The 25928-nt window shown below is 66.8% G+C and carries 26 protein-coding genes; 10 read left to right on the forward strand and 16 right to left on the reverse strand.

Going from position 1 to position 25928, the window contains the following annotated elements; genetic code table 11:
• Window positions 1-233: 233 nt before the first annotated feature.
• From LZ017_RS20210 to LZ017_RS20225, 4 genes are read right to left on the reverse strand one after another with little or no spacing between them, the layout of a single operon-like run.
• Window positions 234-1601 carry a replication-associated recombination protein A gene (locus LZ017_RS20210; RefSeq protein ID WP_241398736.1) on the reverse strand — a complete coding sequence of 456 codons (1368 nt, stop codon included), beginning with the start codon at window positions 1599-1601 and terminating at the stop codon, window positions 234-236.
• Window positions 1602-1618: 17 nt separating this feature from the next.
• The gene (gene lolA / locus LZ017_RS20215; RefSeq protein WP_241398737.1) at window positions 1619-2245 is read right to left on the reverse strand and encodes an outer membrane lipoprotein chaperone LolA; all 627 of its coding nucleotides are present in this window, start codon (window positions 2243-2245) and stop codon (window positions 1619-1621) included.
• 47 nt (window positions 2246-2292) lie between these two features.
• On the reverse strand, window positions 2293-4653 hold the full coding sequence (locus LZ017_RS20220; protein ID WP_241398738.1) for a DNA translocase FtsK: 2361 nt from the start codon (window positions 4651-4653) through the stop codon (window positions 2293-2295).
• A gap of 56 nt (window positions 4654-4709) precedes the next feature.
• Window positions 4710-5378: a Crp/Fnr family transcriptional regulator gene (locus LZ017_RS20225; RefSeq protein ID WP_241398739.1), complete on the reverse strand. Its 669-nt coding sequence runs from the start codon at window positions 5376-5378 to the stop codon at window positions 4710-4712.
• A gap of 220 nt (window positions 5379-5598) precedes the next feature.
• On the opposite strand from LZ017_RS20225, the gene trxB reads away from it, so the two are divergent.
• The 3 genes from trxB to rpmG all read left to right on the forward strand — a co-directional run bounded on the left by trxB (window position 5599) and on the right by rpmG (window position 7269).
• Window positions 5599-6558, forward strand: coding sequence for a thioredoxin-disulfide reductase (gene trxB, locus LZ017_RS20230; protein WP_241398740.1), 960 nt, complete (start codon window positions 5599-5601; stop codon window positions 6556-6558).
• Between the two features lie 284 nt (window positions 6559-6842).
• Window positions 6843-7076, forward strand: a complete 234-nt coding sequence (rpmB, locus tag LZ017_RS20235) for a 50S ribosomal protein L28 (RefSeq protein WP_241398741.1) — start codon at window positions 6843-6845, stop codon at window positions 7074-7076.
• A 22-nt stretch (window positions 7077-7098) separates the two neighbouring features.
• The gene (gene rpmG / locus LZ017_RS20240; protein ID WP_025564431.1) at window positions 7099-7269 is read left to right on the forward strand and encodes a 50S ribosomal protein L33; all 171 of its coding nucleotides are present in this window, start codon (window positions 7099-7101) and stop codon (window positions 7267-7269) included.
• Between the two features lie 76 nt (window positions 7270-7345).
• Here the strand turns inward: rpmG and LZ017_RS20245 are convergent, their stop codons facing one another.
• From LZ017_RS20245 to LZ017_RS20255, 3 genes are all read right to left on the reverse strand, one after another.
• Window positions 7346-7858 carry a DUF3016 domain-containing protein gene (locus LZ017_RS20245; RefSeq protein WP_241398742.1) on the reverse strand — a complete coding sequence of 171 codons (513 nt, stop codon included), beginning with the start codon at window positions 7856-7858 and terminating at the stop codon, window positions 7346-7348.
• Between the two features lie 134 nt (window positions 7859-7992).
• The gene (locus LZ017_RS20250; protein WP_241398743.1) at window positions 7993-9216 is read right to left on the reverse strand and encodes a fatty acid desaturase; all 1224 of its coding nucleotides are present in this window, start codon (window positions 9214-9216) and stop codon (window positions 7993-7995) included.
• A gap of 170 nt (window positions 9217-9386) precedes the next feature.
• Window positions 9387-10655 carry an RsmB/NOP family class I SAM-dependent RNA methyltransferase gene (locus LZ017_RS20255; RefSeq protein ID WP_241398744.1) on the reverse strand — a complete coding sequence of 423 codons (1269 nt, stop codon included), beginning with the start codon at window positions 10653-10655 and terminating at the stop codon, window positions 9387-9389.
• Window positions 10656-10705: 50 nt separating this feature from the next.
• Between LZ017_RS20255 and LZ017_RS20260 the strand changes: the two genes are divergently transcribed.
• Together LZ017_RS20260 and LZ017_RS20265 are read left to right on the forward strand one after the other, a co-directional pair.
• Window positions 10706-10954: a DUF1653 domain-containing protein gene (locus tag LZ017_RS20260; protein ID WP_241398745.1), complete on the forward strand. Its 249-nt coding sequence runs from the start codon at window positions 10706-10708 to the stop codon at window positions 10952-10954.
• Window positions 10951-11601 (forward strand): DUF1345 domain-containing protein, encoded by a 651-nt coding sequence (locus LZ017_RS20265; protein WP_241398746.1) that lies wholly within the window; start codon window positions 10951-10953, stop codon window positions 11599-11601. Before LZ017_RS20260 ends, LZ017_RS20265 begins: the two co-directional genes overlap by 4 nt.
• Before the next feature lie 27 nt (window positions 11602-11628).
• Here the strand turns inward: LZ017_RS20265 and purN are convergent, their stop codons facing one another.
• The gene (purN, locus tag LZ017_RS20270; protein WP_241398747.1) at window positions 11629-12270 is read right to left on the reverse strand and encodes a phosphoribosylglycinamide formyltransferase; all 642 of its coding nucleotides are present in this window, start codon (window positions 12268-12270) and stop codon (window positions 11629-11631) included.
• A 36-nt stretch (window positions 12271-12306) separates the two neighbouring features.
• On the opposite strand from purN, the gene trpS reads away from it, so the two are divergent.
• Genes trpS through LZ017_RS20285 form a run of 3 tightly spaced genes read left to right on the forward strand, consistent with a single transcriptional unit; the run spans window position 12307 to window position 15181 of the window.
• On the forward strand, window positions 12307-13332 hold the full coding sequence (trpS, locus tag LZ017_RS20275; RefSeq protein WP_241398748.1) for a tryptophan--tRNA ligase: 1026 nt from the start codon (window positions 12307-12309) through the stop codon (window positions 13330-13332).
• A 14-nt stretch (window positions 13333-13346) separates the two neighbouring features.
• Window positions 13347-13814 carry a DUF3717 domain-containing protein gene (locus tag LZ017_RS20280; protein ID WP_241398811.1) on the forward strand — a complete coding sequence of 156 codons (468 nt, stop codon included), beginning with the start codon at window positions 13347-13349 and terminating at the stop codon, window positions 13812-13814.
• A 5-nt stretch (window positions 13815-13819) separates the two neighbouring features.
• Entirely contained in the window at window positions 13820-15181 is a 1362-nt protein-coding gene (locus LZ017_RS20285; RefSeq protein WP_241398812.1) for an MATE family efflux transporter, read from the forward strand.
• 25 nt (window positions 15182-15206) lie between these two features.
• Here LZ017_RS20285 and LZ017_RS20290 read toward each other — a convergent pair whose 3' ends face one another.
• The 5 genes from LZ017_RS20290 to clpS all read right to left on the reverse strand — a co-directional run bounded on the left by LZ017_RS20290 (window position 15207) and on the right by clpS (window position 20741).
• Window positions 15207-16571, reverse strand: a complete 1365-nt coding sequence (locus LZ017_RS20290) for a HAMP domain-containing sensor histidine kinase (RefSeq protein ID WP_241398749.1) — start codon at window positions 16569-16571, stop codon at window positions 15207-15209.
• Complete coding sequence (locus tag LZ017_RS20295; protein WP_241398750.1) at window positions 16568-17275, reverse strand: response regulator; 708 nt, start codon at window positions 17273-17275, stop codon at window positions 16568-16570. The genes LZ017_RS20290 and LZ017_RS20295 overlap by 4 nt, the downstream gene beginning before the upstream one ends.
• Window positions 17276-17364: 89 nt before the next feature.
• On the reverse strand, window positions 17365-17862 hold the full coding sequence (locus tag LZ017_RS20300) for a Spy/CpxP family protein refolding chaperone (protein ID WP_241398751.1): 498 nt from the start codon (window positions 17860-17862) through the stop codon (window positions 17365-17367).
• Window positions 17863-18069: 207 nt separating this feature from the next.
• On the reverse strand, window positions 18070-20388 hold the full coding sequence (gene clpA, locus LZ017_RS20305) for an ATP-dependent Clp protease ATP-binding subunit ClpA (protein ID WP_241398752.1): 2319 nt from the start codon (window positions 20386-20388) through the stop codon (window positions 18070-18072).
• On the reverse strand, window positions 20385-20741 hold the full coding sequence (gene clpS, locus LZ017_RS20310) for an ATP-dependent Clp protease adapter ClpS (RefSeq protein WP_374109961.1): 357 nt from the start codon (window positions 20739-20741) through the stop codon (window positions 20385-20387). Before clpS ends, clpA begins: the two co-directional genes overlap by 4 nt.
• 192 nt (window positions 20742-20933) lie before the next feature.
• Here clpS and LZ017_RS20315 point away from each other — a divergent pair, with 192 nt between their 5' ends.
• Window positions 20934-21176, forward strand: a complete 243-nt coding sequence (locus tag LZ017_RS20315) for a cold-shock protein (protein ID WP_241398753.1) — start codon at window positions 20934-20936, stop codon at window positions 21174-21176.
• 162 nt (window positions 21177-21338) lie between these two features.
• Here LZ017_RS20315 and icd read toward each other — a convergent pair whose 3' ends face one another.
• From icd to hemN, 3 genes are all read right to left on the reverse strand, one after another.
• Window positions 21339-22592: an NADP-dependent isocitrate dehydrogenase gene (icd, locus tag LZ017_RS20320; RefSeq protein ID WP_241398754.1), complete on the reverse strand. Its 1254-nt coding sequence runs from the start codon at window positions 22590-22592 to the stop codon at window positions 21339-21341.
• Between the two features lie 144 nt (window positions 22593-22736).
• Window positions 22737-23474 carry a sulfite exporter TauE/SafE family protein gene (locus LZ017_RS20325; protein WP_241398755.1) on the reverse strand — a complete coding sequence of 246 codons (738 nt, stop codon included), beginning with the start codon at window positions 23472-23474 and terminating at the stop codon, window positions 22737-22739.
• A 31-nt stretch (window positions 23475-23505) separates the two neighbouring features.
• On the reverse strand, window positions 23506-24909 hold the full coding sequence (gene hemN / locus LZ017_RS20330; protein ID WP_241398756.1) for an oxygen-independent coproporphyrinogen III oxidase: 1404 nt from the start codon (window positions 24907-24909) through the stop codon (window positions 23506-23508).
• 168 nt (window positions 24910-25077) lie between these two features.
• Between hemN and fnr the strand changes: the two genes are divergently transcribed.
• Complete coding sequence (fnr, locus tag LZ017_RS20335; protein WP_241398757.1) at window positions 25078-25812, forward strand: fumarate/nitrate reduction transcriptional regulator Fnr; 735 nt, start codon at window positions 25078-25080, stop codon at window positions 25810-25812.
• Window positions 25813-25928: the final 116 nt, after the last annotated feature.

The raw sequence follows: 25928 nt of genomic DNA on the forward strand, positions 1-25928 counted from the left end.
TTGAAACAGGATGTCCATGGACCGACTCCGCAGCGACGCGCCCGTGGCGCCGCGTTCATTGGTGGAGCAGGCCCGCCCATAAAAAAGCCCACGGCGGGCGTGGGCGCAATGCCGCCGTCGGGCCTGCAAGTGCGGAAATTCTAGATAGGCCGCACTGCGCACAACGGCTGTGGATTACCCGCAGGGCGGCCCTGCGGCTTCGTGCTAGCGTCCGCCTTCGCGGCTGACGGCGGTCAAGCGCCGGTGTCGTCTTCGCGAGCCTCGTGATTCAATCGGCGCAGCTCGGCCAGGCGGTCGGCGATGCGAATCTCCAATCCGCGCGGCACGGGCTCGTAAAAGCGCTGGTCCTCCAGGCCGTCGGGCAGGTACTGCTCGCCGGCGACGAAGGCACCCGGGAAGTCATGCGCGTAGCGATAGGCCTTGCCATAGCCCAGCTCCTTCATCAGCCGGGTCGGCGCATTGCGCAGATGCACGGGCACCGGGCGGCTGCTGTCCTGCTTGATCAGCGCCCGCACCTGGTTGTAGGCCTTGTAGACGGCGTTGGACTTGGGCGCAATGGCCAGATAGACCACGGCCTGCGCCAGCGTCAGTTCGCCCTCGGGCGAGCCCAGGCGCTCATAGGTGTCGGCGGCGTCCAGCGTGAGCCGCAGCGCGCGCGGGTCGGCCAGGCCGATGTCCTCGCTGGCCATGCGGATCAGGCGGCGGGTGATGTAGCGCGCATCCACGCCGCCATCGAGCATGCGCACCAGCCAGTACAGCGCCGCGTCGGGATCGGAGCCGCGCACCGATTTATGCAGCGCCGAGATGACGTCGTAGAACTGATCGCCACCCTTGTCGTAGCGGCGCAGCTGCTCGCCCAGCGTGCGCTCCAGCAGCGCATCGTCGATCTCGGCGGTGCCCGACGGCGTCAGCTGGGCCACAGTCTCCAGCGTGTTGAGCAGGCGGCGCGCATCGCCATCGGCATAGCCGATGAGGCGCTGGACCGCACTTTCGCTGAACGGCGGGCATTGCAGCGCCGCGATGCCGCGCGACAGCAGCTCGCGTTGGTCCTCTTCGTCCATGGCCCGCAGCACATGGACAGTGGCGCGCGACAGCAGCGCCGAGTTGACCTCGAACGACGGGTTTTCGGTCGTCGCGCCGATGAAGCTGAACAGCCCGGATTCGACATGCGGCAGGAAGGCATCCTGCTGCGCCTTGTTGAAGCGGTGCACCTCGTCGACGAAGACGATGGTGCGCCGCCCCTGCCCGGCCGCCGCCTGGGCGCGCTCCACCGCCTCGCGGATGTCCTTCACGCCGCCCAGCACCGCGGAAATGGCAATGAACTGCGCGTCGAAATGCTGCGCCATCAGCCGCGCCAGCGTGGTCTTGCCCACGCCGGGCGGCCCCCACAGGATCATGGAATGCGGACGGCCGGTCTCCAGCGCCACGCGCAAGGGCATGCCCTCGCCGAGCAGATGGCGCTGGCCGACGACTTCGTCGAGCTGGCGCGGACGCAGGCGCTCGGGCAGCGGCGCGGCGCCGGGTGCGGCGACCGGCGCGCGCGCGGACGACGGCTGCGGCACCGGGTCGAACTCGTCCGGGAACAGCGAGGCGTTGCTCATGCGTGCATTCGCCGGCCTCAGCGCGACTGGACCACGTCGGTGCCGGCCGGCGGATCGAAGCGGAAACGCTCGGCCGGGAGTCGGGTGTTGACCTGCACCTCGCTGAACTGCATCAGCGAGCGTTGACCGAAGGCATCGGTGAACTCCATCGCCGCCAGGGTCTGGCCCTTGAAACCCAGCTTCAGGCCCTGGAAGCCGCTGTCGCTGCGGCGCGGCGAGGCCTGCACCCAGTCCAGGCCCTGTTCGGAGGGCAGGTTCTTCAGTTCGAACTCGCGCTGCAGGTCGCCGCCGGCGAGCAGGGCCACCGGCGTAGCGCCCAGCGCCTGGTCCATCGCGCGCACCGTGGCCTGGGCCAGCTCGGGGTCGTAGACCCAGACCTTCTTGCCATCGCCGATGATGAGCTGAGGCGCCGGCTTCTCGTAGCTGAAGCGGAACTGGTTGGGGCGCTGGAACTCGAAGCTGCCGCTGGAGCTCTTCTTGCGCCGGCCATCGGGCGAGCTGACGGTCTGGGTGAAGCTGGCGCGGCCGCTCTTCACCTCGGCGACAAATTGCTGCAGCGCGCCGACACCATCGGCACGGGCGGCGCCCGCGGTTGCGGCCAGCAGGGCCAAGCCCAGCGCCGAATTGAGGAACAACTTCTTCATGACTTGCTTGTCCATCGCGAAGGGAAAGGGCGTCTCGATCGCCGCGCTCATTCGTCGCGCTTGGGCACGATGATGTCGCGGTTGCCGTTGGTGGCCATGGACGAGACCAGGCCCGACTTCTCCATCTGCTCCAGCAGACGGGCCGCGCGGTTGTAGCCGATGCGCAGATGACGCTGCACCAGCGAGATCGAGGCCCGCTTGTGCTGCAGCACGATGGCGACGGCCTGGTCGTACATCGGATCGGACTCGGCGTCGCCGCTGTTGCCCAGGCCCGGCAGCCCATCGCCGCCTCCGCCCTCGCCGTCGAGCACCCCGCCCTCCAGGATGCCTTCGATGTAGTTGGGCTCGCCGCCCTGCTCCTTAAGGTACTCGACGACACGGTGCACCTCGTCGTCGCTGACGAAGGCGCCGTGCACGCGCACCGGCAAGCCGGTGCCCGAGGCCATGTAGAGCATGTCGCCCATGCCCAGCAGCGCCTCGGCGCCCATCTGGTCGAGGATGGTGCGGCTGTCGATCTTGGAACTGACCTGGAAGGACAGTCGGGTCGGAATGTTGGCCTTGATCAGGCCGGTGATCACGTCCACCGACGGACGCTGCGTCGCCAGGATGAGGTGGATGCCCGCGGCACGCGCCTTCTGCGCCAGGCGCGCGATCAGCTCTTCGATCTTCTTGCCCACCACCATCATCAGGTCGGCCAGCTCGTCGATCACCACCACGATGTGGGGCAGGCGCTCCAGCGGCTCCGGCTCCTCGGGCGTCAGGCTGAAAGGATTAGGGATCTTCTCCTCGCGCTCGGCGGCGTCGGCGATCTTCTTGTTGTAGCCGGCCAGGTTGCGCACGCCCAGCTTGGACATCAGCTTGTAGCGCCGCTCCATCTCGCCCACGCACCAGTTCAGCGCGTTGCCGGCCTGTTTCATGTCGGTGACCACAGGCGCCAGCAAATGCGGGATGCCCTCGTAGACGCTCATTTCCAGCATCTTCGGGTCGATCAGGATCAGCCGCACGTCGCGCGCCTCGGCCTTGTACAGCAGCGACAGAATCATCGCGTTGATGCCCACCGACTTGCCCGAGCCGGTGGTACCGGCGACCAGGCAGTGCGGCATCTTGGCTAGGTCGGCCACCACGGGCTGGCCGACGATGTCCTTGCCCAGGCCCATGGTCAGCGACGACGCGGCATCGGCATAGACCTGGGAGCCGAGGATCTCGGACAGGCGTATGGTCTGGCGCCGCGCATTGGGCAGCTCCAGCGCCATGTAGTTCTTGCCCGGGATGGTTTCGACCACGCGGATGGACACCAGGCTCAGCGAGCGCGCCAGGTCCTTGGCCAGGTTGACGATCTGCGAGCCCTTCACGCCGGTGGCCGGCTCGATCTCATAGCGCGTGATCACCGGGCCAGGCATCGCCGCCACCACCCGCACCTCGACGCCGAAGTCCTTCAACTTCTTCTCGATCATGCGGCTGGTCATTTCCAGCGATTCGGGCGTGACGGTCTCGATGCGCGGCGGCGGCGCATCGAGCAGGTCCACCTGCGGCAGCTTGGCGTCGCTGGGGTCCACGAACAGCGTCTGCTGGCGTTCCTTGGCGACGCGGGTGGACTTGGGCACCTCCACCACCGGCGTCTCGATCACGATGGGTTGGTGCTCCTCGACGACGTGGCGCTCTTCCTCCACCACCTGCTCGCGCTCGCGCTTGGCGACCTTGCCGACGCGCTTGTCCTCGGCGATCTCGCGCTGCGTGACCTGGCGCTCGCGCAGGCCCTCGATCCAGGTACCGATCAGTTCCGCCACGCGCAGCCACGAGAACTTCAGCGCCCAGGCCGAACCCAGCACGAGCGCGGCGATCCACACCACGCCCGAGCCGGCAAAGCCCAGCAGCCTCATGCTCAGCGGCCCCAGGGTGTAGCCGACGATGCCGCCGGCATGGCCCGGCAGGCGCGTCTCCCAGCCATAGAGGCGCGTCCATTCGAGCGCGCAACTGGCCGCCAGCAGCAACAGCAGCCCCCCCGCCGTGGGCAGCCGCTCGCGCAGGCCGCGCGGCGGCGTATCGTCGGCACGCAGCAGGCCAGCCAGGGCGCCCAGCCAGCTGCGCAGGCCCACCAGCATCAGCCACCAGCAGGAATAGCCGAAGCCGAACAGCAGCAGATCGGAGATCCAGGCACCCAGGGCACCGACGCGATTGCGCGTGAGCTCCTGGCCCGCGGCGACGCTGAAAGCGGAATCGGCCCGGTCATGGCTGAGCAGCGCCAGCAAGACCAGGCACCACAGAATCCCGGTCGCCAGCAACCACAGCGGCGTACGCAGCGGGTTGGACGGCGCCGCCACGGGCGCCGGAGACTTCTTGCCGCGCCGCAAGGTGGCGCGTTCGGCGGCCGGCGTCTCGCCGTTCAGAAGGGAACCTGGAAAACTCATCCCGCCATTGTGACGCAGGCCAACCGCTCAGGCCCCGGGGGCGGCGTCCCAGGTGTTCAATCGTGTTGCAGTCGTTCCTTGATGACGACCGACCCGTTCTCCAGAGTCTCGATCACGCCGCGGTCCTCCAGGTCCTTCATGACCCGGCTGACCATCTCGCGCGAGGCGCCGACCACCTTGGCCATGTCCTGGCGCGACACCTTGCCGCGGATGATCTTGACGCCCTTTTCTTCTTCCGCCATGTCCAGCAGCGTGCGGGCGACACGGCCGTACACGTCCAGCAGCGCCAGCGATTCGATCTGGCGGTCGGCATTGCGCAGCCGCGCAACCAGGCCGCGCAGAATGCCGTACGCCAAGCTGTTGGGTTCGGGTAGGCAGCGGGCGAATTCCGCACGCCCCAGCACCAGCATGTCGGTCTGCACCTCGGCGCGCACGGTGGCCGAATGCGGTTCGTTGTCGATCAAACTCATCTCGCCGACATAGTCGCCCGGCTGCAGCACGGCCAGGATCACCTCCCGGCCGCGGTTGTCGGCGGTCAGCACCCGGGCGCGGCCGTTCAGCAGGATGAACAGCGCGTTCGACTTGGTGCCCTGCTCCACCACCAGCTCGCCCCGCTTGAAGCGGCGCTTGACGACGCTGTCGGCGATGGACTGCGCCTGATCGGCCGTGAGCAGCGAGAACAGCGGCACGCGGCGGATCAGGTCAAGGTTGGACAGCATGGCCATGAGAGCTTTCCTCCTGTCTGGTCTTGCTCATTACGTCAGGCGAGTGTATGTGCCAAGACCTAGAATCCGGCCACTGTGTCAACTTGTTCACAACATCTTTCGGTCGCCAGCGCGTAGATTGCGCGATTCCGTGCACGGAATGCGAAGTCGACGCGCTCGCCGGCCGGCCTGACCAAGCCGGATCTTGCGACCCTCATGTCCGCCCCCATCTGCCGATCTCATGAGCCAAACCACCCGCCACGTCCCCCTGCTGATCCTGGGCTCCGGCCCCGCCGGCTTCACCGCCGCCATCTATGCGGCGCGCGCCAACCTGAAGCCGGTGCTGATCACCGGCATGGCTCAAGGCGGTCAGCTGATGACCACCACCGAGGTGGACAACTGGCCCGCCGACGTGATGGGCGTGCAGGGCCCCGAGCTGATGCAGCGCTTCCAGCAGCATGCGGAGCGCTTCAACACCGAGATCGTCTTCGACCACATCAACGCGGTTGACTTCGCCAAGCGCCCCTTCACGCTGAAAGGCGACAGCGGCACCTACACCTGCGACGCGCTGATCATCGCCACCGGCGCCTCGGCCAAGTACCTGGGCCTGCCCAGCGAAGAGGCCTTCATGGGCCGCGGCGTCAGCGCCTGCGCTACCTGTGACGGCTTCTTCTATCGCGAGCAGGATGTCTGCGTGGTTGGCGGCGGCAACACCGCCGTCGAAGAGGCGCTGTACCTGTCCAACATCGCCAACGTCGTGCACCTGATCCATCGCCGCGACAAGTTCCGCGCCGAGCCCATCCTGGTGGACAAGATGATGGAGAAGGTGGCGGCCGGCAAGATCGTGCTGCACACCTTCCAAACGCTGGACGAGGTGCTGGGCGACGCCACCGGCGTGACCGGCGTGCGCCTGCGCCATGTCGAGACCGGCACGACGCAAGACCTGACCCTCAAGGGCTGCTTCATCGCGATCGGCCACCAGCCCAACACCGAGATCTTCAAGGACCAGCTGACGATGAAGGACGGCTACATCGTCACCAAGAGCGGCCTGGAAGGCTTCGCCACGATGACCAGCGTGCCCGGTGTCTTCGCCGCCGGCGACGTGCAGGACCATGTCTACCGCCAGGCCATCACCAGCGCCGGCACGGGCTGCATGGCCGCGCTGGATGCCCAGCGCTACCTGGAGCAACAGGGCCACTGAGCGGCCCCGGGCCGCTCAGTGGCCGTGGCGCGCGCCTTGGCAAACAGATCGCGAGTAGGCTATACTCGCGGTCTTTCTTGCGCATACCTTGCGCTCGTTGATGGCATCGCATCCCTGATGCGGCACGCGTCGACGCAGCAGACACGGCTGTTCGAGCAAGAGAACACGGGTTACCGCCACCCTTTTGGCGAGGTGAGGCCGCCGCTTCACGGTTGCATGCTCAGGTTGTCCTGCGCGCTTCCGGCGTCTAGCGGTCGCTGTATGACAAGTATCGGAGTGTCCTCATGGCACGCGTCTGCGAAGTCACGGGCAAGAAGCCCATGGTCGGGAACAACGTTTCCCACGCCAACAACAAAACCAAGCGCCGGTTCCTGCCGAACCTGCAATACCGTCGTTTCTGGGTCGAGAGCGAGAACCGCTGGGTGCGCCTGCGCATCAGCAACGCGGGTCTGCGCCTGATCGACAAGAAGGGCATCGACGCCGTGCTGGCCGACCTGCGTGCCCGCGGTCAAGCCTAATCACTGAATCAGGAGCGATACCATGGCATCCAAAGGCGGACGCGAGAAGATCAAGCTGGAATCCACTGCCGGCACCGGTCACTTCTACACGACCAACAAGAACAAGAAGACCACGCCCGAAAAGCTGGAATTCATGAAGTTCGACCCCAAGGCACGCAAGCACGTGCTGTACAAGGAAATCAAGCTGAAGTAATTCGGCCCTCTTCCTTGAAGAAGCAAAGCCCGCCATTGGCGGGCTTTGTCGTTTCTGCCGGATCTTGCGCGAAGGCTTACTGGCCCTTGGCCATGCTGGAGGGCTTGCCCACCAGTTCCTTGCTCATCCAGTCGTCGATGAGCTTCTTCTCGTAGCGCATGGGATCGTCCGGTCCATAGCGCACCATCGTGGCGGTCTGGTAGCTCAGATCGGTCAGCGAGGCGTCGCCCCGCTTGAGTTCCTTGCCACCCTCGCTGAGCACATAGCTGAGGGTAATGCGCGGGATGGTGGCACTGCGCATCACGCGGATGCGCTGCATGCCGCTGCCCCGAGGCTCGATCTCGCCCGCAAGATCCACGTCCTTGACTTCGATCTTCAGCTGCTTGCCGGGCAGCTGCTTGGCCGCCTGTTCCTCGAAGTGCGTGGCCAGCACCTTGAGCGCATCATCACGGTCACGCTCGGACTCGCCCGCGTCACTGAACTTCTCCGGAGAAACGAACTTCACCTCGGCCTGGGCCAGGGCCATGCCGGCCTGCAGCGTCAGCACGACGGCGGCGGCACGGGCGATGACCGTGATCCTGTTGTTCATGGCAGCTCCTTGTGGGATTCATCGGAGCTCAAATTATGTGGCCATGATGAAAAAAAGCGCGGCCGGGGCCGCGCTCTTTACTGCTGCGAAACTTCGCGCAACGCACCGGTCATCACCGGTTACGGCTGCAACATTCAGGCACGCACAGTCCGCAGGCCCAGCGCAAACGCCTTCAGTTCGGCAATGCCGCTCTCTTCCGCCTTGCGGCACCAGGCCTGCAGGTCGGCCACCAGCTGCTCGGCGGAGACATTGGTCCGCGTCCAGAGCTGGCGCAGTTCCTCGCGCATGCTGGTGAGTTTGTGCAGCGCGGGGCTGGCCGCCAGCGCACCGGCGATCTGCTCGCGATAGGCGCTGGGAATGCGGTCCTGGTCACGGTGCAACCAGCGCTTGGCCAGCTTGAATTGCGCCCACTGCTCGCTGTGCTGCTGGCCAGCCGCCTTCAGGCGCGCCAGTTCACCGGCGCAGGCGGTGCGCATTTCGCGTGCGTAGCGGGCCATCAGCTCGTAGCGGTTAGCGATGATGGCCTCCAGCGTGTCCTTGTCGGCCACGGCCTTAAGCTCGCCGGTACGCATCTGCGGCGCGGTCTTGCGCACCTTGGCCCAGCCCAGCATCTCGAAGGCGCGGATATAGCCCCAGCCGATGTCGAACTCGAAGGGCTTGACCGAGAACTTGGCCGAGGTCGGGTAGGTGTGGTGGTTGTTGTGCAACTCCTCGCCGCCGATGATCAGCCCCCAGGGCGAGACATTGGTCGACGCGTCCTGCGCCTCGAAGTTGCGATAGCCCCAGTAGTGGCCCACGCCGTTGATCACACCCGCCGCCCAGAACGGGATCCAGGCCATCTGGATCGCCCAGATGGTGACACCGATCGCGCCGAACAGCGCCAGGTTGATGACCATCATCAGCGAGACGCCGAGCACCGAGTGACGGGTGTAGACGTTGCGCTCCATCCAGTCGTCGGGCACGCCGTGGCTGTACTTGGCCAGGGTTTCCTGGTTCTTGGCTTCGGCACGATAGAGCTCAGAGCCGCGCAGCATCACGGTTTCGATGCCGCGGGTGATGGGGCTGTGCGGATCCTCCTCGGTCTCGCACTTCGCATGGTGCTTGCGGTGGATGGCCACCCACTCCTTGGTCACCATGCCCGTGGTCATCCACAGCCAGAAGCGGAAGAAGTGAGACGGAATGGGCCCCAGGTCCAGCGCCCGGTGCGCCTGCGCGCGGTGCAGGAAGATGGTGACAGCGGCGATCGTGATGTGCGTCACGACCAGCGTGTACGCGAGGATCTGCCACCAACTGGCGCCCAGCAGGCCGTCGCTCAGCCAGTTCAGCACGCCATCGTGCACGGTATTCAAGAAGTCCATTCGGTCCTAGCCCGCCCCCGAGAGCATCGGGGGCACTGATCCACAGAAGCCGCAATTGTAGGCGACGCCCCCTAAATCAAGCCCTGCGGCTTTTCCTTGCCCCAAATCAGGCCCACCCGAAGCGCGCAGCATTGCCGCGCGCCATGGGCAGGCGACGAACGGTCGTGGCCTCAGCGATCGCGCTCCCAGACGGCGGCAAAGAAGCCATCGCTCTGGTGACGATGCGGCCACAGGCGCAGATAGCCGTTTTCGCACAAGGCTTGCGCCTGCGCCTCGGACACCTGGGCATGGCTCAGCACCTCCGTGGCGGGCTTGAGCTTGAACTCCGGATGCGCCTCGCTGAAGGCCTGGGCCACGGCCTCGTTCTCGGCATCCAGCAGGCTGCAGGTGGCGTAAACCAGGCGGCCACCCGGCTTGAGCATGCGCGCGGCGCTGTTCAGGATGGCCAGTTGCTTGGCCGCCAGTTCCTGCACGCCTTCGGGCGTCTGGCGCCACTTCAGGTCCGGATTGCGGCGCAGCGTGCCCAGGCCCGAGCAGGGGGCGTCAACCAGCACGCGGTCCACCTTGCCGGACAAGCGCTTCACGCGCTCATCGCGTTCATGCGCGATCTGCACCGGGTAGACATTGGACAGGCCGCTGCGCGCCAGCCGCGGCTTGAGCTTGTCCAGGCGATGACCGGAGACGTCGAAGGCATAGAGGCGGCCGGTGTTGCGCATCGCCGCGCCCAGCGCCAGGGTCTTCCCACCGGCACCGGCGCAGAAGTCCACCACCATCTCGCCGCGCTTGGCCTCCAGCAGCAAGGCCAGCAACTGGCTGCCCTCGTCCTGGACTTCCACCTGGCCACTGGTGAACAGCTCCAGCTTCTGCAGCGCCGGCTTGCCCTCCAGCCTCAGCCCCCAAGGGGAATACGGCGTCGGCACGGCCTTGAAGCCCTTGGCCTCCAGCGCGGCCTGCACCTCCTCGCGCTTGGCCTTGAGCAGGTTGACGCGCAAATCCAGCGGCGCGGATTCGCTCATTGCGGCGGCAAGCGCCCAGAACTCCGTTTCGCCCAGGCGCTGCAGCAGCGGCTCGGCCAGCCATTCGGGCAGGTTGTGACGCAGGCGCGGCGCCAGCTGGCTGCGGTCGACCGCCTGCACCTGCTTGAGCCATTGCTGCTCCTGCTCGGTGAGTGCGCCGCGCAGGAAAGCTTCGTTGCCGACCCAGGCCAGAATGGCCAGCCGGCGCGCCATGGGCCCACGCCCGGATTGCGCCAGATGCTGCAGCAGCAGGCGCTGGCGCAGCACGGCATAGGCCGTCTCGGCCAGGGTATGGCGCTCGCGCTGGCCCAGGGCCTTGCGTTGGCGGAAGAAGGCCGACACGAGATTGTCGGCGGGCGCGTCGAACAGCAGCAGGCTGTCCACCAGTTCGGCGCCAAGGTCCAGAAGGGCATTAGGATGCATCCCCGGATTATCCCCGCCCGCGCGTTCCTGCGCGGAACCCCGCCGACACGATGAGCCTCGACGACGATCTGCCCGCGTTGCCGCCCGCGCCAACCGGCCGCTACCGCCACTACAAAGGCCTGCCTTATGAGCTGGTCGGCGTGGCCCGACACAGCGAGACACTGGAGCCGCTGGTGCTCTACCGCCCGTTGTACGGCCGAGGGGAGTTGTGGGTGCGTCCGTATGCGATGTTCTTCGAGGAGGTCGTGGTGGACGGCGTGCGCCAGCCCCGCTTCGCCCTTGAGGACAGGTCGGCGTGACGTTGCTGCAGCAGCTCAAGCTGCGCCCGCGCCTGCTGCTGGGCGTGGTGGGCGGCGCGCTGCTGGCCGTGCTGTGGCCCAGCGACATGGGCACCCTGGCCCGGGTGCTGACCGGCTGGGCCGTGGCCACCTGGACCTATGTCGTGCTGGTGCTGTGGATGATGGGGCGCACACCCGCCGGACAGGTTCTGGCACACGCCAGGGCGCTAACGGACGGCGTGGCCACCGTGCTGGTGCTGGCCATGCTGGGCGCGCTCGCCAGCCTGGCCGCCATTGCGGTAGAGATTTCCATGCTGCGCCAGGCTGGACTGGGCAAGGCCTGGCCCCATCTGCTGCTGGTGCTGGCCACGGTGAGCGGCTCCTGGATGCTGCTGCCGGTGGAGTTCGCGCTGGCCTATGCCAGCCTCTATCACAGCGGCCGCCACACGCCGCACGGGCTGGAGTTCCCGGGACGCGAGGCGGAGCCCGACTACCTGGATTTCTTTTACTTCGCCGTCACGCTGGCCGCGACCTCGCAGACCTCGGACGTGGCCGTCAGCGCACGCCCCATGCGCCGTCTGGTGCTGGTGCAGGCCGTGCTGTCCTTCGTCTTCAACACCGGCGTGCTGGCGCTGACGATCAACATCCTCGCCAGCCTGATCAGCTGAACCGGCGCCGCAGGCCGCAGGCGCCGCTCAGGCGACGAAGAGCTGGGCCTCGCCAGCCAGCTGGCGCACGCGCGAACCCACGATCTGCAGCTGCCCCTCGACGAACCAGCGCACGGTGCGCGGGTACATGCGGTGCTCCAGTTGCAGCACGCGCGCCGAGAGCGCCGCTTCGTCGTCGCCATCCAGCACCGGCACCACGGCCTGGGCGACGATGGGCCCCTGGTCCAACTCCGCGGTGACGAAATGCACGGTGGCACCGGCCGCGCGGCAGCCGGTCTCTATCGCGCGCTGGTGCGTGTGCAGCCCCGGGAAGGCCGGCAGCAGCGAAGGGTGGATGTTGAGCATGCGGCCCTCGTAGCGGCCGATAAAGCCCGCGGTCAGGATGCGCATGAAGCCCGCGAGAACGACCAGGTCCGGTGCGAAGCCATCCACCACCCGGGCCAGCTCGGCATCGAAGGCCGCGCGCGCGGCATCGCCCTTGCCGAAGGCCTTGTGGTCCACCACGGCGGTCGGAATCCCCTGCTCCGCCGCGAAGCGCAGGCCCGCGGCCTCCGGCCGGTTGCTGATCACCGCGGCGACCTGCGCACGCCACCCTTCAGCGGCGCAGGTCTTGACGATGCCCTCCATGTTGGAGCCTCGACCGGAGATCAGAATCACGATGCGTTTCATGGGGCGGCAGTGTAGCCGCCTCCCTACAATTCCCCCATGTCCGTCCCGCCCCCCTCCTCTCCCGTTCGTCAACGCGTGCTCTCCGGCATGCGCCCCACCGGTGCCCTGCACCTGGGCCATTACCACGGTGCGCTGAAGAACTGGGTTCAGCTGCAACAGGCCTACGATTGCTTCTTCTTCGTCGCCGACTGGCATGCGCTGACCACCCACTATCAGCAGCCCGACAGCCGCCACAACCTGGAACGCAGCGTCTACGACATGGTGGTGGACTGGCTGGCGGCGGGCATAGACCCCGCGCAGGCCACCCTGTTCATCCAGAGCCGCATGCCCGAGCACGCGGAGCTGTTCACCCTATTGGCGATGAGCACGCCCTCCTCCTGGCTGGAGCGCATGCCCAGCTACAAGGAGGCGGTGCAGGGCAACCGCGAACTGGCCACCTACGGCTTTCTGGGCTATCCGCTGCTGCAGGCGGCAGACATCCTGATCTACAAGGCCGACCTGGTGCCCGTCGGCGAGGACCAGGCCCCGCATGTGGAAGTCACGCGGGAGGTGGCGCGGCGCTTCAACCACCTTTACACCCCCGAGAACCCCATCCTCCCAGAGCCGCAGGCCTTGCTTACCGAGACCTCGCGCGTGGCCGGTCTGGACGGGCGCAAGATGAGCAAGAGCTATGGCAACACCATCGCGATGCGCGACGCACCCGAGGTGGTGGAGGAGAAGCTGCGCACCATGCCCACCGACCCGCAGCGCATGCGCCGCGGCGACCCGGGCGACCCGGCGCGCTGCCCGGTCTGGGCCTTTCACGAGCTCTATTCCGACAGCGACACGCGCGACTGGGCCGACCGGGGCTGCCGCAATGCGTCCATCGGCTGCCTGGACTGCAAGCAGCCGCTGATCGCGGCCATCCACAAGGAGCAGGCCCCGTGGCGCGAGCGTGCCGACGAACTGCTGGCCGACCCCAAGAAGGTGCACTGGATCGTCGAGGTGGGCACCGAGCGGGCCCGTGCCGTCGCGCGCAAGACGCTGAAGGACGTGCGTCACGCGATGGGATTGGTCTACTGATGACGGTTCAGCACATGGCCGGCATCCACATCACCGACATCGAGGCCGCGATCAATTGGTGGCGCGCCCGGGAACCGGGCGATGGCATCAGTGCCTGCGCGCCGGTGCGCGCGCTGGCCGAGGTCTATGCGCTGATGGTCTACCACCACGAGCCCGAATGCGACGAGGACGGCCTGCCCGGCCCCGCCAAGACAGCCTGGCTGGATTGGTACGCCAGCACGCCGGACGCCCCCTGCATCGCGATCTGCTCCACCAGCCAGGGCGACGAACGGTGCAAGGGCTGCGGCCGAACCTTCGACGAGGTGCAGAACTGGCCCGTGCTGACGCCGGCCGAGAAGCGCGCCACCTGGCGCCGGATCACGCTGGAAGGCACGGCCTGGCGCTTCAACCGCTATGCCGAACGGGCACTGGAGATCCGCCCGGGGCCGCCGCAGGACATCGACAGCCTCCCCAGGCCAGCGGCCACGGAAGGCGACTCTTGAAGAAGATGCTGGGCGCGCAACGCCTTTACAGTCTGTCGCGCATCCTGCCATTGGCCTGGCCGGTCTTCATCGGCCAGCTCGCGGTACTGGCCTATTCGACCATAGACACCGTGCTGGTGGCACGCTATGGCGCGCTGGATCTCGCCGCGCTGGCGGTGGGCAATGCGATGTACACCAGCATCTTCGTCGGGCTAATGGGCGTGGTGCTGGCGATCTCGCCGCTGGCCGCGCAGCGCTATGGCGCGAAGGACCTGGCCGGCGTCGGCGAGAGCCTGCACCAGGCCGTCTGGCTGGCACTGGGCCTGACGCTGATGGGTGAGCTGGTGCTGCTGTGGCCGGAGCCGCTGCTGGCGCTGGCGCGACCGGAGCCGGAGGTCGAGGCCATCATCCGCCGTCACCTGCATCTGCTGGGCCTGGCCTTGCCAGCGGCGTTGCTGTTCACGGTCTACCGGGGCTTCAACACCGCGGTGTCGCGCCCCAAGGCCGTGATGGCGCTGCAGCTGGGCGGCCTGGCGCTGAAGCTGCCGTTGAGCGCGCTGCTGATCCACGGTGCCGCGGGGTGGGCCGGCCTGGGCGCACCCGGTGGGGCCTTGTCGACGGCGCTGGTGGTCTGGGGCCAACTGGCCGTGGGCTGGTGGCTGATCCGCCACGATCCGCATTACCAGCCCTTCGGTCTGCAGCAGGGCGGCCTGCACGCGCCGCGCTGGCCCATGATCGCCAGCCTGCTGCGCCTGGGCCTGCCCATGGGCATGACCATCCTGATCGAAGTCACCGGCTTCACCTTCATGGCCTTGTTCATCTCGCGGTTGGGCACGACGGCGGTGGCCGGCCATCAGCTCGCCGCCAACCTGGTGGCCATGATGTTCATGCTGCCCATGGCGCTGGGCAACGCCACCGGCGCGCTGGTCGGCCAGCGCATCGGCGCGCGCGACCTGGACGATGCACGCCGCCTGGGCTGGCACGGATTGGAGACGGCCCTGGGCCTCGCGGCACTGATGGGTGGCGCGGTCTTCCTGCTGCGCCACCCAGTGCTGTCGCTGTACACGCAGGACGCCGCCATCCTCGCCGCGGCCGCGCCGCTGCTGCTGTGGGTCTGGCTCTTCCACCTGGGCGATGCGGGGCAGGCGATCGCGGCCTCCGTGCTGCGCGCCCACCACGTCACGGTGGCCCCGATGATGGTGTACGCGTTCGCGATCTGGGGGGTGGGCATGGGCGGCGGCTATTGGCTGGCCTTTGCCCAACCGTGGCCATCGCTGGGCGGCGCGCAAGGCTTCTGGGCTGCGGCCGCGGCCGGTTTGCTGCTGGCGACCGCAGGGCTGATCTGGGTGCAGCGGCTGGTCGAGCGCGCGGAGCGGCCGCAGGCCTGAGTACGCGGACGGTCGCCGCGCCGTCTCAGGCCGTCAGGGGCAGGCGCAGCACGAAGCAGCTGCCCCCGCCCTCGCGCCCTTCGCAGCGCACGCTCCCCTTGTGGAGCTGGGCAATCTGCTTGACCAGATTGAGCCCCAGGCCCACGCCACCCGACACCTCGGCATGGCCGGGCAGGCGGAAGAAGGCTTCGAAGATGCGCTCGCGCATGGCCTCCGGCACGCCGGGGCCGCGATCGCAGACGCGCAGCTCCGCCCAGTGCCCCTCGCGCTTCAGTTCGAGGAGGATCTGGCCGCCGCCATAACGGCGCGCGTTCTCCAGCAAGTTGCGCAGCGCGCGGCGCAGCAGCCGCTCGTCACCCGGCAGTGCCAGCGCCGGCTCGTCGGCACGCAGCTCCGCGCTAACGCGGGCGCTTTCCTCGGCGGCCAGCGGCACCAGATCCACGTTCTCCAGCCGGGGCGGCTGTCCGCCGCTTTCCAGCCGGCTGGCCAGCAACACCTCGTCCACCAATGCGTCCAGCTCGCCGATGTTGGTGTGGATTTCCTTCTGCAGGCGCGCGCGCTGCTCGGGTCCACTGTCCTCCAGCATCGAAAACGCCATCTTCAGCCGAGCCAGCGGCGAGCGCAGCTCATGGCTGGCATTGGCAAGCAGGCTTTTGTGCGAGTTCACCAGGCCCTCGATGCGGTCGGCGGCCTGGTTGAAGCTGTGCGCCAGCGCGGCCACCTCGTCCTTGCCGCCCGCATCCACGCGGTGGCTCAGATGGCCGGCCCCGAACTCCTCGACGCCAGTCTTCAGATTCTCCAACCGGCGCGTCAGGCGCCGCACCACGGGGTAGGCGCCTATCGCCACGCCCAGGAACAGCAGCACCAGCAGCACCACCAGCGTCGTGCCGCCGCCGGGCCGCATCAGGCCCAATCCGGGCCAGGGGCCTTCGGGGCCGGGTCGGCCTTCGCCCCAGGCGCGCGGGGGCCCCGAGCCGCCCAGACCCTCGGGCCTCATGCCCTGGGGCGGACGGTTGCCACGCAGGAACACCAGTTCGCGACCATCGTCCAGCACCACGCGCTGCAGGCGCACCCCGGGGGTGTCGACGCGCCGCTCGAAGCTGGCGCTGGTGGCGATGCGCTCGCCGCGCGAATCATCCATCGCCATCGGCATGCGCAGGCGTTGGCTCCATTCGCGCAACTCCTCGGCCTGCAGCTCGCGCGGCGCATTGGCCGGTGGCAGCGCGCGATGCAGCAGCACGCCCATCGCGACAAAACGCTCGGACGACGCGGCCTCGAAATTGCCACGCTCCTGCTCGATCTGCCCTTGGAACAACCAGGCCGAGCCAAAGGCGAAGGCCAGCAGCACGGTCACCACCGTGAGGTAGATGCGCAGGTAAAGCGACTTCACTCGCCGTGGTCCTGCTTGCGCGCGAACACGTAGCCGGCCCCACGCACGGTCAGCACCCGGCGCGGATTCTTCGGGTCGTCCTCGATCAGGGCGCGGATGCGCGAAATATGGACGTCGATGGAGCGGTCGAAGGCCTCCAGCGGATGCCCCTTCAGCGCATCCATGATTTGGTCCCGCGACAGGACCCGGCCGGGGCTCTGCGCCAGCACCACCAGCAGGTCGAACTGATGGCTGGTGAGATCGCAGACCTCGCCCGACAGCCGCACCTGGCGTGCCGCCAGGTCGATCTCCAGGCGACCGAAGCGCAGCACCTCGTCGCCAGTCAGCTCCGGCCCGGTACGGCGCAACAGCGCCTTGATACGGGCCAGCAGCTCACGCGGCTCAAAGGGCTTGGCCAGGTAGTCGTCGGCCCCCAACTCCAGACCCACGATGCGGTCCATGGGTTCGCCACGCGCCGACAGCATCAGCACGGGCTGGCGGCGCCAACGCTTGTCGCTGCGCAGCTGGCGGCAGAAGTCCAGCCCGTCGCCGTCGGGCAGCATCAGGTCCAGCACCAGCAGGTCGAAAGCCTCGCCCTCCAGCGCGGCCTTTCCATCGGTCAGGGAGCCAGCCACTTCCACCTCGTACCCGGCGGCACTGAGGTAGTCGCCCAGCATGCCGGTCAGGCGGGCATCGTCATCGAGCAGCAGCAGTCTGGAGTTCATGTTCAAAGAGAGCACACCGCCGTGACGGGCAGCCGGCAGCGCTCGCGAGTCCGAAACAGCGTGCAGCATAGCGGCTCCGCCGGGGACTCTCAGCGGCCCGAGGGCTTCTGACGCTGTTCCATGCGCTCCTCGAAGCGGACCCGCATCTTCTTCATGCGCTCCGCCAGCTTGGCACGCTGCTCGGGCGACAGCACGCGGGCCGCGTCAACCAGGGCCTGACTCATGCGCTTGGAGCGCTGCTCATGCAGGGTCTGGGCTTGCTGGCGCAGCGATTCGATCGCCGCGGCGTCGATGTTGGGCGCCGTGAACAGGCCCATCTGCTGCTCGCGGATCTTGCGCAGCGCATCGTGCTGCCCCTGCAGGTCCTTGCGCGCCGCGTCCATGATCTGGTGAATCTGGCTGCGCTGCGCGTCGCTGGCGTCGACCATCTCCAACATCTGCTCAGCATGCCGGCCACCGAAACCGGGCATGTCGGGTCCCGGCCCCATGCCACGGCCGCCATGGCCTTGGGCCAGGGCCATGCCGCCGAAGCTTGCCATCAGGGCGGCCGCAGCGATCAGCTTGGTCAGGGAGGGCTTGACACTCATCATGAATCTCCTGGTTGAACATCCCACTGGATGCATGAGTTCAGTGTCGGAAACCGAGGTAAGGCCCAGATGCCGCCGCCGTAAAGATCTGTAAGCACGTCCAAGGATCGGGCGACATCAAACGATGAAGCCCGTAGACGCCCCTTCGCTGAAGGTTCGCCTACGGGCTTTGCCAAGCGCCAGCCCGGCAATGCCGGGCCCTCGAGATCAATCCGCCGTCGCCGGCTCGGACTTGGGCTTGTTGTCCTTCTTCAGCGGCTGGATGTCCAGCTGGACCTGACCCTGCGCGTCGATGTCCACGCTCAACCGACCGCCGTCGACCAAGCGGCCGAACAGCAGTTCGTCCGCCAGCGCGCGGCGTATGGTGTCCTGGATCAGGCGCTGCATCGGCCGTGCGCCCATCAGCGGGTCGAAGCCCTTTTCGGCCAGGTGCTTGCGCAGCTTGTCGCTGAAGCTGACCTCGACCTTCTTCTCCGCCAGCTGGCTTTCGAGTTGCAGCAGGAACTTGTCGACCACGCGCAGGATGATGTCCTGGTCCAGCGCACGGAAGGACACGGTCGCGTCCAGCCGGTTGCGGAATTCCGGCGTGAACAGGCGCTTGATGTCCGCCATCTCGTCGCCCTGCTCGCGCTTGGTCGTGAAGCCGATCGTGGACTTCTGCATGGTCTCGGCCCCCGCATTGGTGGTCATGATGATGATCACGTTGCGGAAATCGGCCTTGCGCCCGTTGTTGTCGGTCAGCGTGCCGTGGTCCATGACCTGCAGCAGCACGTTGAACACGTCCGGATGGGCCTTCTCGATTTCATCCAGCAGCAGCACGGCGTGCGGCTTCTTGGTGACAGCTTCGGTGAGCAGGCCGCCCTGGTCGAAGCCCACATAGCCCGGAGGCGCGCCGATCAGCCGGCTCACCGCATGGCGCTCCATGTACTCCGACATGTCGAAGCGGATCAACTCGATGCCCAGGATGTAAGCCAGCTGCTTGGCAACCTCGGTCTTGCCGACGCCGGTCGGGCCGCTGAACAGGAAGGAGCCGATGGGCTTGTCCGGCTTGCCCAGGCCCGAGCGGGCCATCTTGATGGCCGCCGCCAGCGCATCGATGGCCGGATCCTGGCCAAAGACCACGCTCTTGAGATCACGGTCCAGGCTCTTGAGCTTGCTGCGATCGTCATTGGACACCGAGGCCGGCGGGATGCGCGCGATCTTCGCGACAATGTCCTCGACCTCGGCCCGCGTGATGGTCTTCTTCTGCTTGCTCTTGGGCAGCACGCGCTGTGCGGCGCCAGCTTCATCGATCACATCGATGGCTTTGTCCGGCAGGTGGCGGTCATTGATGTACTTGGCCGACAGCTCGGCCGCTGCCTGCAGCGCACCCAGCGCGTACTTGACGCTGTGGTGCTCTTCGAAGCGCGACTTCAGGCCCTTGAGGATCTCCACCGTCTGCTCGACGGAGGGCTCGACCACGTCCACCTTCTGGAAGCGCCGTGACAGGGCCGCATCCTTCTCGAAGATGCCGCGGTATTCCGTGAAGGTGGTGGCCCCGATGCACTTGAGCTGGCCCGAGGAGAGCGCCGGCTTGAGCAGGTTGCTCGCATCCAGCGTGCCGCCCGACGCCGCGCCGGCGCCGATCAGCGTGTGGATCTCGTCGATGAACAGGATGGCGCCCGGCTGGTCCTTCAGCTGCTTGATCACCGCCTTCAGGCGCTGCTCGAAATCACCCCGGTACTTGGTGCCGGCCAGCAGCGCGCCCATGTCCAGCGAGTAGACCACCGCATCCGCCAGCACGTCGGGCACCTGGCCCTCGGTGATGCGCCAGGCCAGGCCCTCGGCGATCGCCGTCTTGCCGACCCCGGCCTCGCCGACCAGCAGCGGGTTGTTCTTGCGACGGCGGCACAGTACCTGCACGACGCGCTCCACCTCCAGCTCGCGGCCGATCAACGGGTCGATGCGGCCGTCACGGGCATGCTGGTTCAGGTTTTGCGTGAACTGCTCCAGCGGCGAGGCCTTGCTACCGCCGGCCCCGCCCTCGCCTTCCTCGCGCTCGGACTCGGCGCCATTGCCCTCCTGGCCCTTGGGCGGCTCGGGAGGCTCACTCTTCTTGATGCCGTGGGCGATGAAGTTCACCACGTCCAGGCGGGTCACGCCCTGCTGGTGCAGGTAATAGACCGCGTGCGAGTCCTTCTCACCGAAGATGGCCACCAGCACATTGGCGCCGGTGACTTCCTTCTTGCCATTGCCGGTGGACTGCACATGCATGATCGCGCGCTGGATCACGCGCTGGAAACCCAGCGTCGGCTGCGTGTCGACCTCTTCCGTGCCGCCCACGGTGGGCGTGTTTTCCTTGATGAACTGCGACAAACTCTTGCGCAGGTCTTCGATATTGGCTGCGCAGGCGCGCAGCACCTCGGCCGCCGACGGGTTGTCCAGCAGCGCCATCAGCAGGTGCTCCACGGTGATGAACTCGTGGCGCTGCTGGCGCGCCTCGACGAACGCCATGTGCAGGCTGACTTCCAGTTCTTGCGCGATCATGCGGCCTCCATAATGCACTGCAGGGGATGGCCGGCACGCCTGGCGGCGTCCAGCACCATTTCGACCTTGGTGGCCGCGACATCCTTGGTGAACACACCGCAGACACCACGGCCCTCGTGATGGATCTTCAGCATGATCTGGGTGGCCGTATCCAGGTCATGGCGGAAATACTCCTGCAGAACCATCACAACAAACTCCATCGGCGTGAAGTCGTCATTGAGCATCAGCACCTGGTAGAGGCGCGGCGGCTCCGTCCGCTGGGTGACACGCTCCAGCGTGGTCGCGTTGCCCGCGTCGCCGTCCCCCGGAGGAGCCGGAGGCATGGGTGCGGGCTGATGGGCAAAGACTGGCATGCGCCGATTCTATAAACAGCAACGCCTCCCTACATGAGGCCGGGACTCCGGCAGACAAGCCGCTTTTCCGGATTTCGCGTCAGCCGGCACGGACTGTCCCTCGGGGTGGTCCTGGATTGACACCCGGCTGACACGGATTCCAGAATCCGCGCCGGTGCTCAAGACACCGGGACGGAGTAGGAGGAAATAGAAATGGCGACTGGCACAGTCAAGTGGTTCAACGATGCCAAGGGCTTCGGATTCATCGAGCCCGAACAGGGTGGCGGAGATGTGTTCGCACATTTCTCCGCGATCCAGATGGACGGCTTCCGCACACTGAAACAGGGCAGCAAGGTCAGCTATGAGCTGGTCGACGGCCCCAAGGGTCAGCTGGCGCAGAACATCCGGCCGCTGGAGATTGCGGTCGACAGCATGGATGTGCGCGCCGCGGCCTGAACCCCGCAGGCCCCACGCCAGAAAGGCCCGCCTCGTGCGGGCCTTTTTGCTGCGCTGCCGCGACACGCAGCAAGCGATGGCGGCCTCCCCGGAAACAAAAAGCCCCGCTCCAGGCTGGAGGCGGGGCCAGGCATGCAGAACCGGGGCTCGCCCGGCTGGGCATCACATGTGGTCGATCATCACCTGACCGAAGCCCGAGCAGGACACCTGGGTCGCACCGTCCAGCAGGCGGGCGAAGTCATAGGTGACCTTCTTGGACAGGATGGCCTTCTCCATGGAAGAGATGATCAAGTCGGCCGCCTCGGTCCAGCCCATGTGGCGCAGCATCATTTCGGCGGACAGGATCTCGGAACCGGGGTTTACATAGTCCTTGCCGGCGTACTTGGGCGCGGTGCCATGGGTGGCTTCGAACATCGCGACGGAGTCGCTCAGGTTCGCACCCGGGGCGATGCCGATGCCGCCGACCTGGGCCGCCAGCGCGTCGGACACGTAGTCGCCGTTCAAGTTCAGCGTCGCGATCACCGAGTACTCGGCCGGGCGCAGCAGGATTTGCTGCAGGAAGGCGTCGGCGATGCTGTCCTTGACCACGATGTCCTTGCCGGTCTTCGGGTTCTTGAACTTGCACCACGGGCCGCCGTCGATCAGTTCGGCGCCGAACTCCTTCTGCGCCAGCGCATAAGCCCAGTCACGGAAGCCACCCTCGGTGAACTTCATGATGTTGCCCTTGTGCACGATGGTCACGCTGGGCTTGTCGTTGTCGATCGCGTACTGGATGGCCTTGCGGACCAGGCGCTCCGTGCCCTCCTTGGACACGGGCTTGACGCCGATGCCGGAGGTCTCGGGGAAGCGGATCTTCTTGACGCCGAATTCCTCTTGCAGGATCTTGATCAGCTTCTTGGCCTTGTCGCTCTGGGCCTCGAACTCGATGCCGGCGTAGATGTCTTCCGAGTTCTCGCGGAAGATCACCATATCGGTCTTCTCGGGTTCCTTGACCGGCGAGGGCACGCCCTTGAAGTAGCGCACCGGGCGCAGGCAGACGTAGAGGTCCAGCTCCTGGCGCAGCGCCACGTTCAGCGAGCGGATGCCGCCACCGACGGGAGTGGTCAGCGGACCCTTGATCGAGACCACATAGTCCTTCAGGACCTGCAGGGTCTCCTCGGGCAGCCAGACGTCAGGGCCGTAGACCTTGGTCGACTTTTCGCCGGCGTAGATCTCCATCCAGTGGATTTTCTTGGCGCCGCCGTAGGCCTTGGCCACGGCCGCGTCAACCACCTTGATCATCACCGGCGTGATGTCGAAGCCGGTGCCGTCACCCTCGATGTAGGGAATGATGGGGTTGTTCGGGACGTTGAGCGAGAAGTCGGCGTTGACCGTGATCTTCTGCCCGCCCTCGGGCACCTTGATGTGCTGGTACATGGAGTCGTCTCCGCGAAACGCGTGGTTGGTGATGACGTAAAACGCCGATTCTAAGGCAGTGCAGCTTGCGCGACGCTGAAGCCATCGCTTCCGGCAGGGGCCGCCCAAGCGCTCAAAACGGCGGAGGCCGACAGGAACGGGGCCTCAGGTGCAGAAGGCCTTGACCTGATCCCAGACACCATGCCCGAGCGCCCAGATCGAGCTGCTGGCGAGCACGGCGCCGCCCAGGCGCACGGCCCAACGCATGTCGCCGCCCCGTTTCAGACCGCGGGCCAGCAGCCACGGGCCGACCAGCAGCCCCAGCCCCGAGCTGAGGGCGAAGCCGGCCATCACCGCCGCCCCCTGGACCGGCCCGCTGGCCAGCGCCGCGATCAGCAGCGCCGACTGCAGCAGTCCGCAGGGCCAGGCCAGCCAAGCCAGACCGGCCAATCCCGCGCGCCAAGTCCGGCCCGATGAGGCCACCACTGGCGGGGCCGCCGACGGCACGCTGAGCACCGCCCCCCCCTGGGCCAGCGCCGCCGACAGCTGCGCCGAGCCGATGACGGCGGGACGGGGCGCTGCACGGCCAATATTTTCGATCCAGGCCGGTTGGCGGCCACGCCACAGCAGATACAGGCCGAGCAGCAAAGCGCCCAGGTGCAGCATCACCCACAGCGGCCGCAGCATCGCGCTGCCCTGCGCCCAGCCGGCCAGGCCGCCGACGCTGGCGGCGACAAAGGCACCGCCCGCCATGTAGCTGAGCAAACGACCGAGCTGCAGCGCCGCCGTGGGGCGCGCCGCGCTGCCGGCAAGGCCGGTGCAGGCCGCGCCGCACATACTCAGGCAGTGCGGCGTGCCCGCCAGTCCCAGCAGCAGTGCGGAAAGAAGCAGTCCGGCATCCATGGGCGGCAGTATGCCAACGCGGGGCCGGGCTTCAGATGATGCGCGAGAAACGCTCGCGGGTACGGTCGGCCTGCAGATAGCGGTCGAAGACCATGGCCACGGCGCGCACGAAGAACCAGCCCATCGCGGTCACCTGGATGGCCTGCGGCTCCAGTTGCACCAGCCCGTCCTGTTCGTACTGAGCCAACTGGGCCAGCTCGGCGCGGAAGTAGTCGCGCATCGTGATCAGGTGGGCCAGCTCGATGGACTCGAACTCCACCCGCCCCTGGCACATCAGCGCCATGATGACCGCGCGCCGCACCAGATCGTCGCGACTCAAGGCCAGGCCACGCTGGATCGGCAATTGGCGCTGTCGCAGCGCGTCGTAGTACTCGTCCAGGGTCTTGGCGTTCTGCGCGTAATGGGCACCGACGCGGGAGATCGACGACACGCCGAGGCCGATCAGGTCGCAGTCCGGCTGGGTGCTGTAGCCCTGGAAATTGCGGTGCAGTCGCCCCTGGCGCTTGGCCACCGCCAGTGAATCTTCCGGCAGGGCGAAGTGGTCCATGCCGATGTAGCAGTAACCATGACCGAGGAAGCCGCCGATCGCGCCCGACAGCATGCTGAGCTTGTCGGCGCCGGTGGGCAGCGCATGGTCGGCGATGCGGCGCTGCGACTTGAAGCGCTGCGGCAGGTGGGCGTAGCCGTACAGCGCGATGCGGTCCGGGCGCAGCGATGCGACCTGGTTCACCGTGTTCGCGAAGCTTTCCGGACTCTGCTTGGGCAGACCGTAGATCAGGTCCACGTTGGTGGACTCGAAGCCGAGTTGGCGCGCCTGCTGCATCAGCTGCTGCACGCTCTCGAAGCTCTGCATCCGGTGCACCGCCTTCTGGACCTCGGGATTGAAGTCCTGCACGCCGAAGCTCAGACGGTTGAAGCCGAGGCTGCGCAGGTGGCTCAGGCGCGCCTCGGTCACGGTACGCGGATCCACCTCGACAGACACCTCGGCGCCCGGGGCCAGCCGGAAGCGCTGGCGCAGCGACTGCATCAGCCGCGTCAGTTCGACATCTGACAGAAAAGTCGGCGAGCCACCGCCAAAGTGCAGCTGCGACACGCTGTTGGCCCCGCGCCCCAGGCGCTCCTGGACCAGATCCATTTCGCATTCCAGCGCGTCCAGGTACTCCGCGGCCTTCTCATGGTGCTTGGTGATCACCTTGTTGCAGGCGCAGTAGTAGCACAGCGACTCGCAGAACGGCACGTGCACATAGATGGACAGAGGACTGGCCCCTCCCACGCCCTCGGCCCGCTGCGCGAGCGCCTGGCGGAAATGCTCGGCGGAGAAGGCTTCGACGAAACGGTCGGCCGTGGGGTACGAGGTGTAACGAGGGCCGGGCACGTCGAAACGGCGCAGCAGATCCTCGTTGATCGCGGGGGTGTGGTCAGTTTGCGGAACCATGGCAACACTGTGCCAAGGGCGACGGCAAAACGATTGATCTCAGTCAAGCTTGTCGTGCATCATCGGGGAAACAATGGCGGCGCCTTGAGGACCATCATGTTGAATCCGAAGTCAAGCCCCACCGCTCCCCCGGCCAATGAGTGTGCAGGAGCCCAGATAATCCAGCGCATGAACCCGAATCGCGCGATCCACATCGAACCCTTCAAGGTGGCCTGCTCCAGCTGCAACCTGCGCGAGCTGTGCTTGCCGGTGGGCCTGTCGCAACCCGACCTGGAGCGGCTGGATCGCCTGGTCGCGACGCGGCGCAATGTGAACCGAGGCGACACGCTGTTCCGTGCGGGCGACAGTTTCCAGTCGCTGTACGCGGTGCGCACCGGCTTCTTCAAGACCTGCGTGTCCGCTGAAGATGGGCGCGACCAGGTGACGGGCTTCCAGATGGCCGGCGAACTGCTGGGCCTGGATGGCATCAGCAATGACCGTCATGCCTGCGATGCCGTGGCGCTGGAGGATTCGCAGGTTTGCGTGATCCCCTACAACCAGCTCGAAAGCCTGTCGCGCGAGTTCAACGACTTGCAGCACCAGTTCCACAAGATCATGAGCCGCGAGATCGTGCGCGACCATGGCGTGATGCTGCTGCTGGGCAGCATGCGCGCCGAAGAGCGCCTCGCCGCCTTCCTGCTCAATCTCACGCAGCGCCTGCAGGCGCGCGGCTTCTCGGCCTCCAGCCTGGTGCTGCGCATGACGCGCGAAGAGATCGGCTCCTACCTGGGGCTGAAGCTCGAAACCGTGAGCCGCACCTTCTCCAAGTTCCAGGAAGAAGGCCTGCTCGAAGTGAAGCAGCGCCAGATCCGCATCATCGATCAGACCGGTCTTCAACGCCTGGTCAACAGCGCCGCCTGCTGAAGACACCCGAGAGAACAAAAGGGGCCGTTACCGGCCCTTTTTTGTTGGTGTCTGCGATCGGCACCGGCACGCGCCGTGATCCGGAAACAACAGCGAACGGTACTAATGCACGGATC

Origin of the sequence: Pelomonas sp. CA6, assembly GCF_022549225.1 — a bacterium.
Classification (GTDB): domain Bacteria; phylum Pseudomonadota; class Gammaproteobacteria; order Burkholderiales; family Burkholderiaceae_C; genus Roseateles.

Excerpts from the sequence above, each read along its gene's own strand:
- LZ017_RS20210 (WP_241398736.1), bottom strand. The coding sequence starts at position 1,601 with ATGAGCAACGCCTCGCTGTTCCCGGACGAGTTCGACCCGGTGCCGCAG.
- lolA (WP_241398737.1), bottom strand. The coding sequence starts at position 2,245 with ATGAAGAAGTTGTTCCTCAATTCGGCGCTGGGCTTGGCCCTGCTGGCC.
- LZ017_RS20220 (WP_241398738.1), bottom strand. The coding sequence starts at position 4,653 with ATGAGTTTTCCAGGTTCCCTTCTGAACGGCGAGACGCCGGCCGCCGAA.
- LZ017_RS20225 (WP_241398739.1), bottom strand. The coding sequence starts at position 5,378 with ATGGCCATGCTGTCCAACCTTGACCTGATCCGCCGCGTGCCGCTGTTC.
- trxB (WP_241398740.1), top strand. The coding sequence starts at position 5,599 with ATGAGCCAAACCACCCGCCACGTCCCCCTGCTGATCCTGGGCTCCGGC.
- rpmB (WP_241398741.1), top strand. The coding sequence starts at position 6,843 with ATGGCACGCGTCTGCGAAGTCACGGGCAAGAAGCCCATGGTCGGGAAC.
- rpmG (WP_025564431.1), top strand. The coding sequence starts at position 7,099 with ATGGCATCCAAAGGCGGACGCGAGAAGATCAAGCTGGAATCCACTGCC.
- LZ017_RS20245 (WP_241398742.1), bottom strand. The coding sequence starts at position 7,858 with ATGAACAACAGGATCACGGTCATCGCCCGTGCCGCCGCCGTCGTGCTG.
- LZ017_RS20250 (WP_241398743.1), bottom strand. The coding sequence starts at position 9,216 with ATGGACTTCTTGAATACCGTGCACGATGGCGTGCTGAACTGGCTGAGC.
- LZ017_RS20255 (WP_241398744.1), bottom strand. The coding sequence starts at position 10,655 with ATGCATCCTAATGCCCTTCTGGACCTTGGCGCCGAACTGGTGGACAGC.
- LZ017_RS20260 (WP_241398745.1), top strand. The coding sequence starts at position 10,706 with ATGAGCCTCGACGACGATCTGCCCGCGTTGCCGCCCGCGCCAACCGGC.
- purN (WP_241398747.1), bottom strand. The coding sequence starts at position 12,270 with ATGAAACGCATCGTGATTCTGATCTCCGGTCGAGGCTCCAACATGGAG.
- trpS (WP_241398748.1), top strand. The coding sequence starts at position 12,307 with ATGTCCGTCCCGCCCCCCTCCTCTCCCGTTCGTCAACGCGTGCTCTCC.
- LZ017_RS20280 (WP_241398811.1), top strand. The coding sequence starts at position 13,347 with ATGGCCGGCATCCACATCACCGACATCGAGGCCGCGATCAATTGGTGG.
- LZ017_RS20285 (WP_241398812.1), top strand. The coding sequence starts at position 13,820 with ATGCTGGGCGCGCAACGCCTTTACAGTCTGTCGCGCATCCTGCCATTG.
- LZ017_RS20295 (WP_241398750.1), bottom strand. The coding sequence starts at position 17,275 with ATGAACTCCAGACTGCTGCTGCTCGATGACGATGCCCGCCTGACCGGC.
- LZ017_RS20300 (WP_241398751.1), bottom strand. The coding sequence starts at position 17,862 with ATGAGTGTCAAGCCCTCCCTGACCAAGCTGATCGCTGCGGCCGCCCTG.
- clpA (WP_241398752.1), bottom strand. The coding sequence starts at position 20,388 with ATGATCGCGCAAGAACTGGAAGTCAGCCTGCACATGGCGTTCGTCGAG.
- clpS (WP_374109961.1), bottom strand. The coding sequence starts at position 20,741 with ATGCCAGTCTTTGCCCATCAGCCCGCACCCATGCCTCCGGCTCCTCCG.
- LZ017_RS20315 (WP_241398753.1), top strand. The coding sequence starts at position 20,934 with ATGGCGACTGGCACAGTCAAGTGGTTCAACGATGCCAAGGGCTTCGGA.
- icd (WP_241398754.1), bottom strand. The coding sequence starts at position 22,592 with ATGTACCAGCACATCAAGGTGCCCGAGGGCGGGCAGAAGATCACGGTC.
- LZ017_RS20325 (WP_241398755.1), bottom strand. The coding sequence starts at position 23,474 with ATGGATGCCGGACTGCTTCTTTCCGCACTGCTGCTGGGACTGGCGGGC.
- hemN (WP_241398756.1), bottom strand. The coding sequence starts at position 24,909 with ATGGTTCCGCAAACTGACCACACCCCCGCGATCAACGAGGATCTGCTG.
- fnr (WP_241398757.1), top strand. The coding sequence starts at position 25,078 with ATGAACCCGAATCGCGCGATCCACATCGAACCCTTCAAGGTGGCCTGC.